A 14,705-nucleotide genomic window follows, 5' to 3' on the forward strand; every position below is an offset into this window, starting at 1 on the left:
AGAAGCGACCCCATGAGCGACCCATGATCAGCAGTCGCGGGGGCGTGACCGGACACGGATCAGCGGTGCAGGCCCAGCAGTTCGTCCTCGGTCAGCGGGGCCAGTCCCAGGCGCAGCAGCACGGGCTGGCCCGCGCCGTCGTTGGCGGCGGTGAATTCCGCGACCTTGCACATCAGGAGGATCAGGTCGCGCTGCACCTCGGTCACCTGGGCGGCGGTCAGGCGGGCCGATGGGGTTCCACTGAGCATCCGGGCCGGGGTGGACAGGTGCCGGGCCGCCACGAGCAGGTTGTCGGCGCTGGCGCGGTCGATCTTCACGGCCCCGCTCGCGGATCACGCGCAGCAAGCCGGTCCGTACGAGGGCCTGCACGTCCCGGTGCACCACGCGCAGGTCCCTCCTGCGCCGCGCTGGAGGCGGTCTGCACGCGGCCCTGGACGCCTGACGACCCGGGAGCGTCAGCCCTCCAAGAAGATGTCCAGGGGCAGGAACGCGCTGACGGTGTAGTGGGGGGCGTCGACGATCTGACTGATCTTCAGGTCCACGCAGGCGCTGGCGAGGACGTAGGCGTCTTCCAGGCTCAGGCCGCGCGCTTGCAGTCGGCGCAGGGTGGCGCGCAGGGCGATGCGGGCGGCGTCCATCAGGTCGGGGTGGTGGCCGGTGGTGGCGTGCCACTGGCGGCTCTGGCCGCCGCCGGTGGGGGTGGTGAATTCCGGGGTGGTGATCCCGGCGTCCCTCTCGACGTGGACGCGCAGGGTCAGCTGGCCGCTGGTTTCGATGCCGGTGCCGCTGACCTCGCCGTCGCCCTGCGCGGCGTGCAGGTCCCCGGCGGACAGCAGCGCGCCGGGGACCTCGACCGGCAGCCAGAGGGTGCTGCCCGCCACGAGCTGCCGGACGTCCATGTTCCCGCCGACGTGCCGGGGCGGCGCGGTGGGGTGCGGGCCCGGCGCGGCGGGCGCGACGCCGATCACGCCGGGGAACGGGGCGAGCGGCACGCGGATGCCGGGGCGGAAGTCCGCGTGCGTTCCGGCGCGCAGGTCCCACAGGTGCGTGTGGGGCCGCAGGCCCTCGGCGGCCAGCGCCGCGTCGAGCAGGCCGATGCCGTCCGGGCGGCAGCCGGTCCAGCCCCACGCGGCGGTGCGGACGTCCAGGATCTCTATGCGCAGGGCGTCGCCGGGCTGCGCGCCGTCCACGAACAGCGGGCCGGTCAGCGGGTGGCCGCGCGGGCCGCTCAGGGGGTCGCGGGCGTCCGCGAGGATCAGGGCGCGCAGGTCGTCCGGGGCGCTCAGTTCACCGCTGGCGACCCGGCGGGCCACGCCGCCACCCGAGGCGTCCAGGGTGTCCAGCGTGACGGTGTCACCGCTGGCGACGGTCAGGGCGGGCGGCAGGGCGTGGTCCCAGACGGTGTGCAGGGCGTCCAGCGTCAGGTGGTAGCGGGTCATGGGCTCAGGGTAGAGCAGAGCGCCCGCCCCGGCGCGTGTGGGCCGGGGCGGGCGTGGGTGAAGCGTCAGGTCAAAGCTTGACGATGCGGCCCTTGACGACGTTCTTCAGGGTGGGGCCGAAGGCCTTCAGGTAGCCGCTGAGCACGTCGGTGTCGCTCAGGCCAGGCAGCTGGGTGACGTTCGTGGCGCTCTTGAACACGCTGAAGTTGTCGCCGCCGCCCGCCAGGAAGTTGTTCGTGGCGATGCGGTAGGTGGCGGTGGCGCTAATGGGCGCGCCGTTCAGGGTGATGTCGGCGATGTTCACGCGCTGACCGTCGGGGTTGCTCAGGGTGTACTTGTAGCTGAAGCCTTCGGACACCTGCAGCAGCTTGACGGCGGTGGCGTTCGCGCCGCTCCACTGCTGCTCCAGCAGGTCCTTGATCTGCTGGCCGGTCAGGGTCACGACGGTGGTGGAGTTACCGAAGGGGTGCACGGCGAACACGTCGCCGAAGTTCACGGCGTTGCCGGGTTTGATGGCGGTCGCGTCGGGCAGGTCGGCGCGGATGCCGCCGGGGTTCATCAGGCCGATCTGGGTGCCCTGGGCCTTGGTGGCGTACACGAGCGCGTCGGCGATGACGTCGCCCAGCGCGGATTCGGTGTTGCGGGCGTTGCCGATGCCGCGCTGGATCTGCGGGTCACCGAGCGTGGCGACCTGCACGTTCTTGATGGCGGCGACCTTGTCGGTGGCCTTGGTGACGATGGCGGTCATGCTGGCGTCCAGGGTGCCTGCGGTCTTGCGGGCGTCGTAGTTCACGACGAGGTTGGCCGACTTGACTTCCATCACGCGGTGGTTGGCCTTGTCGACCACCAGGTCCAGGCGTTGGAGCAGGTGACCGTACTGTTCACCCTGGATGACGATCCGGTCCTTGCCGGTGGGGTCGGGCACCAGGCAGTTGTAGCCCTGGTGGCTGTGGCCACTGATGATGGCGCTGACGGCGGGGTCGACGCGCTTGGCAATGTCCACGATGGGCTTGGTCGCGTCGAGGCTCTTGCAACCGACCGTGTCGTACTTGTCGGTGCTGCCGGCAGCGAGTTCGCCGCCCTCGTGGATCAGCATGATGATCGCGTCGGGTTTCTTGGCCTTGATCTCGGGGATGTACTTGTTCACTGCGGCGGCTTCGTCGGTGAAGTTCAGCATCTTCACGCCGTCGGGGGACACGATGCCGGGCGTGGTCCTGGTGACGGCGCCCACGAAGGCAATTTTCAGGCCGTTGATGTCCTGGATGATGTAGGGCGCGAAGGGCATGCCGGTCTTGCCGGAGGCGGCGTTGTACGTGACGTTGGCGCCGATCCACTTGAAGGTGGCGCCGGTGTAGGTGGCGTCGTACTTGCAGGCCTTGCTGGTGTCGTTGCTGTTGCAGCCGCCGTTCTGCATGCGCAGCAGTTCGTCCAGGCCCTGGTCGAACTCGTGGTTGCCCAGTGCGCTGACTTTCATGCCCATGCCGTTCAGGGCGTACACGGCGGGTTCGTCGCGCAGCAGGCCGCTGATGATGGGGCTGGCGCCGATCAGGTCGCCGCCGCCGACGAGGATGGTGTTGGGGTTGGCCTTGCGGGCGTCGTTCACCTCGGCGGCGATGGCCTCGATGCCGCCGGCGCCGATCTTGGTGCCGTCGCTTGTCGTGAAGCTGGTGGGGGTCAGGTTGCCGTGGAAGTCGTTCAGACCCAGGATGGTGACGTTGGCAGGGACCGGGGTCAGGGGACCGGTGGTGCAGGCGGTCAGGCCCAGCGCGACGGTCAGCAGCAGAACAGGCATGGTTTTCATAAGACCTGCATAGTCTACTCACGGTTGGGTCGCGCTTGGTGCTTCGGCGGTCAGTGCCGGACCGGAGGACAGTGGGGGTGTTAGCCTGCCTGCCATGCTGGACCCGCATCTGCCCCTGCCGTTTCAGGCCACTGTTCACCCGGAGGCCCGCGCGGCGCGGCGCCTGACCTGGGATTCGCGGGAGGCGTCGCCGGACGTGGCGTTCGTGGCACTGCCCGGCGAGCGGATGCACGGGAACGCGTTCGTGGAGCAGGCGCTGGCGGCGGGCGCGCCGTTCGTGCTGACGGATCTGGACGTGCCGCGCGCGGTGCGCGTGGACGACGCGCAGGCGGCGCTGCTGGCGTGGGCGCGGGCCGAGCGCCTGTACGCGCCGTTGGTGGTGGGCGTGACGGGCAGCGCCGGGAAGACCACCGCGAAGAGTTACGTGGCGGCGGCGCTGGACGCCCTGTTCATGCCGGTGTTCAACACGATGCCAGCGATCGCGTGTTTCCTGATCGAGTCGGGCCGCGCGGGCCGCCCGCTGGTGGTCGAGATGGGCATCGACCGCGTCGGGGAGATGGCGGAACTCGTGGATCTGGTCCGCCCGGACGTGGGGGTCATCACGACGATCGGCCCGGCGCACCTGGAGCAACTGGGCAGCATCGAGGGGATCGTACGGGAGAAGGGCGTGATCCTGCGGGACGTTCAGGGCAGCCCGGTGCGGGGGCTGGTGGGTTCGCAGGCGGCCGCGTTCTATCCGGGGGTGGACAGTTACGGGTTCGGGGAGGTGACCGTCGCGGGTGAGGACCTGAGCGTCAAGCCGGAGGGCGCGTCGTTCTCGTTCGCGGGTGTGCCCGTCACGCTGCCGCTGGCGTCCACGGTGCAGGCGGAGGCGGCAGTGCTGGGGCTGCAGCTGGCGCGGGAGGCGGGCCTCGATCTGGATGCCGCAGCCGGGCGCCTGAGCGCCGCGAGTGTGCCCGGCGGACGCTACCGGGTGCACCGGGGCCGCTTCACGGTGATCGACGACGCGTACAACGCCTCGCCGGTTGCGGTGCGCGCGGCGCTGGACGCCCTGAGTGGCTGGGCCGGCGCGGACGGGGGGCGGCGGATCAGCGTGCTGGGCCGCATGCTGGAACTCGGCCCGACCGAGCGGGCCCTGCACGCCGAGGTGGGCGCGTACGCGCGGGACCGGGCGGACCTGACCTTCGGGGTGGGCGCCTTCGCACCTGAGCTGGGCGAGCGGGCCTTCGCGACGGTCCCGGAGCTCGTGGGGGCGCTGCTGGCGGAGATCCGGGACGGGGACGTGATTCTCGTGAAGGCCAGTCGTGGGATCAGCTGGACGCCCGAGCGCCGCGCGCAGGAGGGCGTGGGGCTGGACGTGGTCGTCCGCGCACTGCTGGAGACGCGGGACGGAGCGTGACCCCGGTCTGATATGGACTCCGGTTGAAAGGTTTGCAAAACCATTCAACCCGAGCAGAGCGAGCAGGAGCGAAACGGGTTCCGGACGTGGAGCTGGCAATCCGGTGAGGTTCCGGATTGTCAGCGAAACAAACGGAATCCGTATGAGGCCGGGTGGGTGGTCAGCGGGGTTCACGCTGCCCGACCCTCATGCCGCCCGACCTTCATGCCGCTCAGCGTCCGCGCGGGCACAATGGCGGGCATGCGCCTGCCGAGTGCCGCCCTGCCTGTCCTGCTGTCGGTTCTGCTGGGGGCCTGCGCGCCGACCGTGACGACCTCGGCGCCGGGCACGCTGCGCGCGGCGTTCAGTGACGCCGGGGTGGCGTGGACGGTCGGGGGGCGGGCGTGCGTGGCGCGCGCGCCGTCCTTTCAGGTCAGCTGTCCGGCGCTGCCGGGTGTGGTGGATGTCGCCTGGAATGACGGGCAGGCCTGGGCGGGCGTGCCGTCGCTGGGCGCGGTGGTCACGCTGGACGGCGCGGCGCGCAGCGTGAGCGTGGGCCGGGTGGCGGTCCTGAGTGCACGCCGGGTGTACCGGGAGAACGGCAGCGCCGTGGATTACGCGGGCGGGGCGGCGGGCGGGGTGCTGGGGTCACCGTCGGCGGCGCTGACCGGCGGGGACGGTCTGGAGTACCTGCTGCTGGACGGGCGGGTGGTGCGCGTGCAGGACGGCGCGACGCTGTCGGGGGCGGGGTTCACGCTGCTGAACGTGCGGCCGGACGGGGTGGCGGGCGGCACGCGGCCGGAGGTCGTCACGGCGACCGGCACGTACCGCCTGACGGGCACGCACCTGGAACGCGTGGACGTCTCGGGTGTGGTGCGCGCGAGGGTGCCGCATGGGCCGGGGCGGCTGGGGGTGGTGGGGGCGTGGCTGGTGACGGTCGCCCCGTCCGGCGAGGTGCGGGTGTTCGGCCCGGAGCTCGCCGCGCGCTGACTTGCTGGGCGCTGACCCGCCGGGCGCGCGAGGCCAGCGCGTGAGTGTGGCTGTGCGGCGTCCTGGGCGCCGTGTGGGGCCGGTGGTGCTCATGGGGTCCATACCGTCCGCTCACGGTGGTGGTGGGCGGCGTGAGGAATTGCGTGAACTGCGGGTCTGACTTGTGGTGTACTAAGGCACCCCGTTCAAGAAGCCTTCATGTTCGGGGTGGGTGACCGGGCTGTGCGATTCGTCCCCACCGGGCGACGGAGGCGGCAGCTGGTGACCGGAGTCGGGAAACGTTCCTGCTGGTCGGGCGTTTCAGGTGTCAGGGTTACGTGAGTGGTGAGGTGGTTGAATGGACGCTCCATGCCCCTGACCTCGTTGTGCTGTGCGTCGTCCTCTCGCTGCCCACTCCGGCCCTCCCGCCGCCAGATGAGTGAATGCTAAAATCCGCGTGATCCTGGAGGGAGAATGTCGAGTTTCCTGAACCGCTTACTCAGTCCACGCCCGAATGCCCTGGGTGTGGAGATTGGCACGAGTGCCATCAAGGTCGTGGCCCTGCGCCCCGGCTCCCCGCCGTCCCTCCAGCACGCCGTGATGGTGCCCACGCCCATCGGCAGCATGCGCGACGGACTGGTCGTGGAACCGCAGGCGGTCGCCACCGAGCTGAAGAACCTGCTGGCCGAGCACCGCATCACGAACCGCTTCGCCGTCACCTCGATCCCGAATCAGGTGGCGGTCACGCGAAACATCATGGTGCCGAAGATGGACCGCAAGGACCTGCAGGAGGCCATCAAGTGGGAGGCCGAACGCTACATCCCCTACCCCATCGACGACGTCAGCCTGGACTTCGACCTGCTCGACGACCCGGCCAACGTGCCCGACGACGGGCAGATGGAGGTCGTGATCGCCGCCGCGCCCACCGAGGCGGTCGCGCGGCAGGTCGAGGTGCTGCGCCTGGCGGGCCTGGAGCCCAGCATCGTGGACCTGAAGTCCTTCGCGGCGCTGCGCGCCCTGCGCGGGAACCTGCTCGGTGAGCACCTGACCAAGAGCACCCTGACCGGCAGCAACTACACCGAGGCCGGCGAGGTCGCACTGGTCATGGAGATCGGCGCGAGCAGCTCCGTGATCAACCTCGTGCGCGGCGACCGCGTCCTGATGGCCCGCAACATCAACGTGTCCGCCGACGACTTCACGACCGCGCTGCAGAAGGCCTTCGACCTGGACTTCAGCGCCGCCGAGGAAGTCAAGCTGGGTTACGCGACCGCCACGACCCCCACCGAGGACGAGGAGGACCTGCTGAACTTCGACATGTCCCGCGAGCAGTACTCGCCGGCCCGCGTGTTCGAGGTCGTGCGTCCCGTGCTGGGTGACCTGATCACCGAGATCCGCCGCAGCCTGGAGTTCTACCGCGTCCAGAGCGGCGACGTCGTCATCGACCGGACCTTCCTGGCCGGGGGCGGCGCGAAACTGCGCGGCCTGGCCGCCGCGATCAGCGACGCGCTGGGCTTCCGCGTGGAGGTCGCCAGCCCCTGGCTGACCGTGCAGACCGACCAGGCCAACGTGGACACCGGGTACCTGCAGGCCAACGCACCCGAGTTCACGGTGCCGCTGGGCCTCGCGCTGCGGGGGGTGACCAGTCGTGGTTGAAATCAACCTGCTGCCCCAGCAGTACCGCAAGCAGAGCGAACCGACCCTCTGGCAGCCGGCCGCCGTCGGCCTGGCGGTCCTGACCGCCCTGATCCTCGTGGGGGTGGAGGTCGCGACCGCCACCAGGGTCGGCAACCTGAAGAAGGACATCGACAGCGTGAACGGCGAGATCGCCGCCCTGACCGCCTCCGAGCGTGAATTCAAGACCCTGACGCAGGAGAAGAACCAGCTGACGCAGATCACTGCGATCGCCGTGCAGCTGCGGGACGCCAAGACGTACTGGTCGAACGATCTGGCCAGCTTCACCGCGCAGCTCCCCGGCGGGAGCGGCGTGGCCCTCAAGAGCATGACCATCCGCCCGCTGGAAGCCACGGCGCTGGCCACGCAGCAGCAGAACGGTGTGTACACTGGCAAGAACGTGACCCGTGAAATCGAACTGAACGGCTCGGCCAGCAGTCAGCAGGCGGTCGTGAACTTCCTGCGGACCTTCGAGAACAACCCGAACTTCGGCGTGAACTTCCGCAGTCTGCAGAAGGAAGGCGAGACCGAGCAGTACACCTTCAACGCGACGGTCGGCATCGTGAAGGGCGACGCGGCCACTCCAGCCGCGCCGGCGGGAACGCCCGGGACACCGGCGGCCCCGGCGGCACCCAGCGCGCCGGTCAGCGTGAAGGAGGGCGGACGTGTCGATTAAGCTCACGCCCCGCAACCTCTTCTTCGTGGTCCTGACCGCGTGCCTGCTGGTGGTCGCGCTGTGGTACACCCTGCGTTTCCAGGCGCGCCAGCAGGAGATCAGCCTGCTGCAGGGCGACCTGGAGACCGCGCAGGCACGCGTGACGGTCATGCGCAGTCAGGCGGCACAGCTCCCGGCCCTGCGTGAGGAGGTCGCCAAGCTGAAGGTGCAGCAGGACGAGTTCCTCGCGGCCCTCCCGCAGACCGCGAACTACTACCGCATCCTGGACGAGATCCGCCTGAACGCTGCCGCGGCCGGGGCTGAAATGTCCTCGTTCAACGTGAGTAACTCCACCGCGACCGGCCTGCCCGGAGGCGTGCGCCCCATCAACCTGAACGTGAACGTGTCCGGCACCTTCGCCCAGCTGTTCCAGCTGCTGCGCTCGGTGGAGACCATGAGCCGCTTCACGAACGTGAACAACGTCTCGCTGCAGCTGCCGCAGGCCACCAGCTTCGACCCCGTCCTGGAAGGCACCCTGGCCCTGACGGTGTACACCTTCGATCCCACGCAGGCCAGCGCTGCGGCCAGCGGCACCACCCCGCAGGCGCCGAACGCGGCGCCCGCCGCGCCCGCCCCGGCAGGAGGCACCCAGTGACGCGCGCGCCCGTCAAACTCTCCCGTGAAATGAAACTGCTGCTGGGCCTGCTGCTGCTGGTCGCCGCGATCGGCCTGTGGTACGTCCTGACCAACCGTGGCGCCGCCCCTGACGACACGGCCGTCACGCCCGACACCGCCGCCGGTACGCCCGCCCAGCAGGGCGACACGGTGCCCGTCACCACGCCGGACAAACCCGACACGGCCACGCAGGGCGCTCAGGGCAGCGGCGTGCAGTCCGGCGGTCAGGTGGACGTCGAGGTGATCCCACCCTTCCCCACCGACGACACGGCCGCCACGCCCGACCAGCCCGAAGTCACGGACACGCCGCCCACCCCGGCCGGCATCAATCCGGCCGGAACCCTGGCTGCCGTGCCCGGCAACAACCCCTTCCGCCCGCTGGCCCTCGATGATGACGGCACGGGCGCCAGTGCCCCGACCCCGGCGCCGAGCGCTCCGGTCAGCACGCCCAGCGCCCCGGTGGCGAGCGCACCGACGGTCACGCCGATTCCCTCAACGGGCGCGGTGGGCCTGAGCCCGCTGCCCAGCAGCGGCAACGACACGGGCGGCGCGCTGCCGGTCCCGACCATTCCCGTCACGGACGGCACGCCGGGCGTGACGCCGATTCCCTCGGGCGGCCCGGTCGCCATCGGGAACACGCCCGGCGGGACGACCCCCAGCGGGACGGATACGCCCGCGCCGGTCAAACCCCCGGTCGCCGGGGTCAGCGTGCCCGGCATCACCCGCCTGCCCGGCAGCGGCGCGACGCCCGCCGCGCAGAGTGGCGCGGGCACCCTGCCGACCGGTACGCCGCAGCCCGGCACCCCGCAGGTCATCAGTGAGGTCGCCAGCAGCGGCGGGGTCGTGTCGGCCACGTCGGCCCTGGACAGCTTCGTGCAGACGCAGGGGCTGGCGTTCAACGCCGTGGTGCTCGGCCCGGTGAACACCGCGATCTTCCGCAGCAAGGACGGGTACGTGGTCGTCGCCGTCGGGCAGACCCTCCCGGACAGCCAGGTCACCGTGAAGGAAGTCACGGCGACCGGCGCGACCCTCAGCCTCGGCAACGACTCCAAGACCCTCGAACTGGATAAAAGGTGAGCCATGACTAAACGCTTCGCTACTCTGCTGCTGACCGCCACCCTGGGTCTGGCCGCCGCTCAGACCACCCCCGCGACCTCCTCGGTGGCCGACACCACCCTCACGAACGCGACCGTGACCATCGAGATCGGCCGGTACGCCGGGCCGCTGTCGAGCCTGCTGGCCGCGCTCGCCAAGAGCGCCGGGTACGGCCTGATCCTCGACACGAACGTGGACGCGCTGCCCCAGGCGGCCGGGACGACCGCCGCGACCGGCACCCCGGCCACCGGCACCGGTGCGGCGGGCGCCGCCACGGCGGACACGGCCCGCCCGGTCGTGTACTCCTTCCAGAACAAGCCCTTCAACGAGGTCTGGCCCCTCTTGATGGACGTGTACGGCCTGAGCTACGACGTCGTGACCCTCGCCGGGCAGCCGGTGCTGCGCGTCAGCAACACGCCCATCCAGCGCACGGTCGCGCTGAAGAACGCCGACGCGACACAGGCCAGCCAGCAGGTCAAACTGTTCTTCGGCACGCCCACCTACAGCGAAACCGCGCAGAAGGACGCGCAGGGCAACACGGTCGGCGTGACCCGCACCCTGGTGGACGTGAAACTCGACAGCGCCACGCTGCGGATCGTGCCGGACGTGCGCAGCAACGCCGTGATCGTGCGCGGCACGAACAAGGAGGTCGCGGAGGTCACGCGCCTGCTGGCACAGCTGGACAGCACGCCCGGCACGCAGCCGGGGACCGTCAGCACTCCGGAAACACAGACCGTGCAGCGCGTGTACACCGTCAAGGGCGCGCAGGCGGACATCGTGGCGCTGCTGGCCGCGCAGTACCCGGGTCTGAAGGTCACGCCGGTCGGGCAGACCGGGCAGCTGGTCGTGACCGGACCGCAGAACCAGCTGGACGCCGCGCTGACCCTGCTGGGTCAGGTGGACCGCGTGGCGCCCGTCGTGGCTGGCGCGCAGATCACGCAGCGGGTCTTCCAGCTCGTGAATGCCAGCGCCGAGGAGGTCAAGGCGACGCTGGAGGGCACGCTGGCGCGTGACCTGGGCACGACCACGACCGGGGCAACCACCACGTCGAGCACCACGACGACCACCCCCGCAGCGACCACCGCGCAGGCGAACACGGCGACGATCATCGCGGACAAGCGTACGAACACCGTGATCGTGCGCGGCACCGCCGAGCAGGTGGCGCAGGTGGCGGACCTGATCCCGCAGCTGGACCAGAAGGTCCCGCAGATCAACGTGCAGGTCCGCATCCAGGAGATCACCGAGAAGGCCTCGCGGGCACTGGGCGTGAACTGGTCGGCCGGTTTCGGCGGGTTCTCGGTGAGCAGCAGCAACACGGCGGGGCTGGGCGTGTCCTTCGATCCGACCCGCAGCCTGCTGGGCTTCAACCTGGGCGCGTCCCTGAACGCCCTGCAGGGTCAGGGGCTGAGCAAGAGCGTGTATGACGGCAGCATCACCATGCAGAGCGGCCAGCGCTCACTGGGCGGCGCCGGGGATACGCAGAACGCGTCGAGCACGGCGGCGGCCAGCATCAAGAGCGGCGGGCGCCTGGAACTGAACATCCCCTCGGCAGCAGCGAACGTCCCGGCCATCCAGAAGCAGATCGATTACGGCGTGAACCTGGACTTCTTCAGCCCGCAGGTCGCGCCGGACGGCACGATCACGCTGCGGGTGCGCGGTCAGGTGAACAACCTGACGACGGCCATCAACGCGGCGACCATCCCGAACCTGCTGCAGTTCACGAACAGCGAGGCGCAGACCACCCTGACCTTCAAGAACGGCGAGACGCTGCTGCTCAGCGGTCTGCTGGCCACCAAGACCTCCGACAACAAGGACGGCACGCCGTTCCTGTCGAGCCTGCCGGTGGTGGGCAGCCTGTTCGGGAAGCAGAGCACGACCTCCGAGAAGACGCAGTTGCTCGTCGTGATCACCGGCACGATCGTCCAGTAACACGCTTTCTTCCGGCGCGCCTTCTTCGTGGGGGCGCGCTTTGTTTGTGCAGGGGCGCGCGGCGGGCAGCGCGATGGCGCTACAGTCGTGTGGCATGAGGTACCTGACCGCTGGCGAATCACACGGGCCGCAACTGACGGCCATCATCGAGGGTCTGCCCTCCCAGTTGCCGCTCGGCAAGGGGGACATCGACCCGTGGCTGCGTAAGCGTCAGGGCGGGTATGGGCGTGGGCGGCGCATGGTGATCGAGACGGACGAGGCCGAGATCCTCTCCGGGGTGCGGGCCGGGCGGACGACGGGCGCGCCGGTCACGCTGGCGATTGCCAACAAGGATCACCGGAACTGGACGGAGATCATGTCGCCCGAGCCGGGCGGCGAGCCGCGCAAGAAGGCCCTGACGGACGCGCGGCCCGGTCACGCGGACCTGACGGGCGGCGTGAAGTACCGTCACAAGGACCTGCGGGACGTGCTGGAGCGCGCCTCGGCGCGGGAGACGGCGGCGCGCGTGGCGGTCGGGAGTATCGCGCTGAAGCTGCTGTCCGAGCTGGGCGTGGAGGGCGCGAACTACGTGTCGAGCCTCGCGGGGATCGAGACGCAGGTGCCGTTCAGCTGGGACGCGCTGGACGCCATCGAGAACAGCGACCTGCGCACCCCGGACGAGGACGCTGCGGCCATGATGCGCGAGCGGATCGATCAGGCGAAGAAGGACGGCGACACGCTGGGCGGCATCCTGGAGGTGCGCTTCCGGGGCCTGCCGGTGGGCCTGGGGTCGTTCGTGCATTACGACCGCAAGCTGGACGGGAAGATCGCGCAGGCGGCCCTGAGCGTCCAGGCGATGAAGGGCGTTGAGATCGGCCGCGCCTTCGAGAACGCCGTCCAGCCCGGCAGTCGCGTGCATGACGCCGTGTACTACAGAGGGGGCACGTACGCGCGCGACACGAACGGCGCGGGCGGCCTGGAGGCCGGGATGACGAACGGCGAGGAGCTGATCGTGCGGGTCGCCATGAAGCCGATCGCCACGCTGATGAAGCCGCTGCCGACCGTGAACGTGGTCACGCACGAGGCGTCCGACGCCGCCCGCGAGCGCAGCGATACGACGGCGGTGCCGGCGGCGGGCGTGATCCTGCAGTGCGTGATCGGCTGGGTGCTGGCCGAGGCGATGCTGGAGAAGTTCGGCGGGGACACCCTGCCGGAGTTGCAGGAGCGCGTGACGGCGGCGCGGGCCTTCGCGCAGTCGTACTGAATGCTGAACGACACCGAGGGCGGCCGCCCGCACCTGCAGGCGTTCCGGGCCGGACTGGAGGACGGTCTGGCCGGGCACCTGCGGGACGTTCCTGAGGACATCGGGGGAAGCGTCACGCCGCGTCCGGAGGATTCCCGTACACTGTCCCCCATGTTCAGTTCGGGCCTCATCGAGCGTCCGGTGTCGTGGGTGGCGCTGGCGGGCTTCATGGGCACCGGCAAGAGCCGGATCGGCTGGGAACTGTCGCGGGCGCTGGCGCTGCACTTCGTGGATACCGACAAGCTGATCACGCGCGTGGTCGGCAAGAGCATCCCGGAGGTGTTCGCGCAGGAGGGCGAGGGGTACTTCCGCGCCTGCGAGCACGAGGTCGTGGGGCGCGTGACCCGGCTGGAGCACGCCGTGATCAGCCTGGGCGGCGGGACGTTCATCCAGGAGGACAACCGCCGCTGCCTGCTGGAACGCGGGCCGGTGGTGGTGCTGTGGGCGACGCCGGAGACGGTGTACCAGCGCACGAAGCACAGCGACCGGCCGCTGCTGCGCACCGAGGACCCCCTCGAGCGTATCCGCACGCTGATGGACGAGCGCGCCCCGGTGTACCAGCAGGGCACCATCCACGTGCACAGCGACGGGCGGCCCAGCGAGGAGATCGTCGAGGAGATCATCGACCGGCTGTGGTCGTGGGCGGACGCGCAGCACGCCTGGGCACTGGATCATGCGGCTCTGGATCACGCGGCGCCCGACCACACACCGGGCGGGGAGTCGCGTGCGTCGGATTGAGGTCGGCGGCGCGCACCCCTACGCGGTGGAGGTCGGTGCGGACCTGCTGGACACGCTGCGGGTTCCCGAGCGGCACGTCGCCCTGATTCACCCGGTCGACCTGCCCCAGGAATTCGTGATGCGGGTGCAGGCGGCGCTGCAACCCACCGTGACGATTCCCGTGCCCGCGCGGGACGACTGCAAGACGCTGGAGGTCCTCTCGGGCGTCCTCTCCCAGCTGGCGGGCGCGAACATTCCCCGCGACGGCGCGGTCGTGGGACTGGGAGGCGGCGCGGCGACCGATCTGGCGGGCTTCGCGGCGGCCAGCTACCTGCGCGGCGTGGCGTTCTACACGCTGCCGACCACGCTGCTGGGCATGGTGGACGCGGCGGTGGGCGGCAAGACCGGCGTGAACCTCCCCGAGGGGAAGAACCTGGTGGGCGCGTTCTGGCCACCGCGCGCCGTCTGGTGCGACACGGACACGCTGGGCACCCTGCCCGGCGCGGTGTTCCGCGAGGGCGCCGCCGAGGCGTTCAAGCACGGCCTGATCAGCGACCCCACGCTGCTGGACCGCGTGCTGTCCCCGGACTTCCGGCCCGGCGGCCCACTGCTGGAAGGCACGCTGGCCGACGCGATCGCCGTGAAGGCGGGCGTCGTCACCCGCGACCTGACCGAGCGGGGCGAGCGGGCGTACCTGAACTTCGGGCACACGCTGGCGCACGCGCTGGAGGCCGTCACGCACCACGGCGTGTCCCACGGCGACGCCGTCGGGTACGGGATGCACTACGCGGCGCGGCTGTCGCGTGCGCTGGGCGGCGCGGACCTGACCGGGCACACCCGCGCGTTCCTGACGTGGCAGCAGCCGACACCCCTGCCCCCCGTGAGCTTCGAGGACGCCCTGACCTTCATGGCCCGCGACAAGAAGGCCGACGCGGACGGCGTGCGCTTCGTGCTCCTGCGCGACCTCGCGCAGCCGTACCTGACGCGCGTTCCCGACAGCGTGCTGCGCGAGGAATTCAGCGGCTGGCAGGACGACCTGCGCGACCTCAACCTGCTGGCCTGACCGCCCCCATCCATCCGGGCTGCACAATCCG

At 70.4% G+C, this 14,705-nt stretch carries 13 protein-coding genes; 10 read left to right on the plus strand and 3 right to left on the minus strand.

Going from position 1 to position 14,705, the window contains the following annotated elements; genetic code table 11:
- Positions 1-59 precede the first annotated feature (59 nt).
- From EXW95_RS06835 to EXW95_RS06845, 3 genes are all read right to left on the minus strand, one after another.
- Positions 60-317, minus strand: coding sequence for a hypothetical protein (locus EXW95_RS06835; RefSeq protein WP_174366831.1), 258 nt, complete (start codon positions 315-317; stop codon positions 60-62).
- Positions 318-455: 138 nt separating this feature from the next.
- The gene (locus tag EXW95_RS06840) at positions 456-1,439 is read right to left on the minus strand and encodes an acetamidase/formamidase family protein (RefSeq protein ID WP_174366832.1); all 984 of its coding nucleotides are present in this window, start codon (positions 1,437-1,439) and stop codon (positions 456-458) included.
- A 70-nt stretch (positions 1,440-1,509) separates the two neighbouring features.
- Entirely contained in the window at positions 1,510-3,231 is a 1,722-nt protein-coding gene (locus EXW95_RS06845) for a bifunctional UDP-sugar hydrolase/5'-nucleotidase (RefSeq protein WP_254605534.1), read from the minus strand.
- A gap of 103 nt (positions 3,232-3,334) precedes the next feature.
- Between EXW95_RS06845 and murF the strand changes: the two genes are divergently transcribed.
- The 10 genes from murF to aroB all read left to right on the plus strand — a co-directional run bounded on the left by murF (position 3,335) and on the right by aroB (position 14,674).
- Positions 3,335-4,639 (plus strand): UDP-N-acetylmuramoyl-tripeptide--D-alanyl-D-alanine ligase, encoded by a 1,305-nt coding sequence (gene murF, locus EXW95_RS06850; RefSeq protein WP_174366834.1) that lies wholly within the window; start codon positions 3,335-3,337, stop codon positions 4,637-4,639.
- Between the two features lie 240 nt (positions 4,640-4,879).
- Positions 4,880-5,608 (plus strand): hypothetical protein, encoded by a 729-nt coding sequence (locus EXW95_RS06855; protein WP_174366835.1) that lies wholly within the window; start codon positions 4,880-4,882, stop codon positions 5,606-5,608.
- Positions 5,609-6,061: 453 nt separating this feature from the next.
- Complete coding sequence (gene pilM, locus EXW95_RS06860) at positions 6,062-7,240, plus strand: type IV pilus assembly protein PilM (RefSeq protein ID WP_174366836.1); 1,179 nt, start codon at positions 6,062-6,064, stop codon at positions 7,238-7,240.
- The gene (locus EXW95_RS06865) at positions 7,233-7,934 is read left to right on the plus strand and encodes a fimbrial assembly protein (RefSeq protein ID WP_174366837.1); all 702 of its coding nucleotides are present in this window, start codon (positions 7,233-7,235) and stop codon (positions 7,932-7,934) included. The genes pilM and EXW95_RS06865 overlap by 8 nt, the downstream gene beginning before the upstream one ends.
- On the plus strand, positions 7,924-8,568 hold the full coding sequence (locus EXW95_RS06870) for a type 4a pilus biogenesis protein PilO (RefSeq protein WP_174366838.1): 645 nt from the start codon (positions 7,924-7,926) through the stop codon (positions 8,566-8,568). The genes EXW95_RS06865 and EXW95_RS06870 overlap by 11 nt, the downstream gene beginning before the upstream one ends.
- On the plus strand, positions 8,565-9,665 hold the full coding sequence (locus tag EXW95_RS06875) for a hypothetical protein (RefSeq protein ID WP_174366839.1): 1,101 nt from the start codon (positions 8,565-8,567) through the stop codon (positions 9,663-9,665). Before EXW95_RS06870 ends, EXW95_RS06875 begins: the two co-directional genes overlap by 4 nt.
- A 3-nt stretch (positions 9,666-9,668) precedes the next feature.
- Positions 9,669-11,612, plus strand: coding sequence for a secretin N-terminal domain-containing protein (locus tag EXW95_RS06880; RefSeq protein ID WP_174366840.1), 1,944 nt, complete (start codon positions 9,669-9,671; stop codon positions 11,610-11,612).
- A gap of 94 nt (positions 11,613-11,706) precedes the next feature.
- Positions 11,707-12,855, plus strand: a complete 1,149-nt coding sequence (aroC, locus tag EXW95_RS06885) for a chorismate synthase (protein ID WP_174366841.1) — start codon at positions 11,707-11,709, stop codon at positions 12,853-12,855.
- Complete coding sequence (locus EXW95_RS06890) at positions 12,856-13,632, plus strand: shikimate kinase (protein ID WP_371809956.1); 777 nt, start codon at positions 12,856-12,858, stop codon at positions 13,630-13,632.
- Complete coding sequence (gene aroB, locus EXW95_RS06895; RefSeq protein WP_371809957.1) at positions 13,619-14,674, plus strand: 3-dehydroquinate synthase; 1,056 nt, start codon at positions 13,619-13,621, stop codon at positions 14,672-14,674. Before EXW95_RS06890 ends, aroB begins: the two co-directional genes overlap by 14 nt.
- Positions 14,675-14,705 lie beyond the last annotated feature (31 nt).

This window comes from Deinococcus sp. JMULE3 (genome assembly GCF_013337115.1).
GTDB lineage: Bacteria > Deinococcota > Deinococci > Deinococcales > Deinococcaceae > Deinococcus.

Excerpts from the sequence above, each read along its gene's own strand:
- murF (WP_174366834.1), top strand. The coding sequence starts at position 3,335 with ATGCTGGACCCGCATCTGCCCCTGCCGTTTCAGGCCACTGTTCACCCG.
- EXW95_RS06845 (WP_254605534.1), bottom strand. The coding sequence starts at position 3,231 with ATGCCTGTTCTGCTGCTGACCGTCGCGCTGGGCCTGACCGCCTGCACC.
- pilM (WP_174366836.1), top strand. The coding sequence starts at position 6,062 with ATGTCGAGTTTCCTGAACCGCTTACTCAGTCCACGCCCGAATGCCCTG.
- EXW95_RS06855 (WP_174366835.1), top strand. The coding sequence starts at position 4,880 with ATGCGCCTGCCGAGTGCCGCCCTGCCTGTCCTGCTGTCGGTTCTGCTG.
- EXW95_RS06880 (WP_174366840.1), top strand. The coding sequence starts at position 9,669 with ATGACTAAACGCTTCGCTACTCTGCTGCTGACCGCCACCCTGGGTCTG.
- EXW95_RS06840 (WP_174366832.1), bottom strand. The coding sequence starts at position 1,439 with ATGACCCGCTACCACCTGACGCTGGACGCCCTGCACACCGTCTGGGAC.
- aroC (WP_174366841.1), top strand. The coding sequence starts at position 11,707 with ATGAGGTACCTGACCGCTGGCGAATCACACGGGCCGCAACTGACGGCC.
- EXW95_RS06890 (WP_371809956.1), top strand. The coding sequence starts at position 12,856 with ATGCTGAACGACACCGAGGGCGGCCGCCCGCACCTGCAGGCGTTCCGG.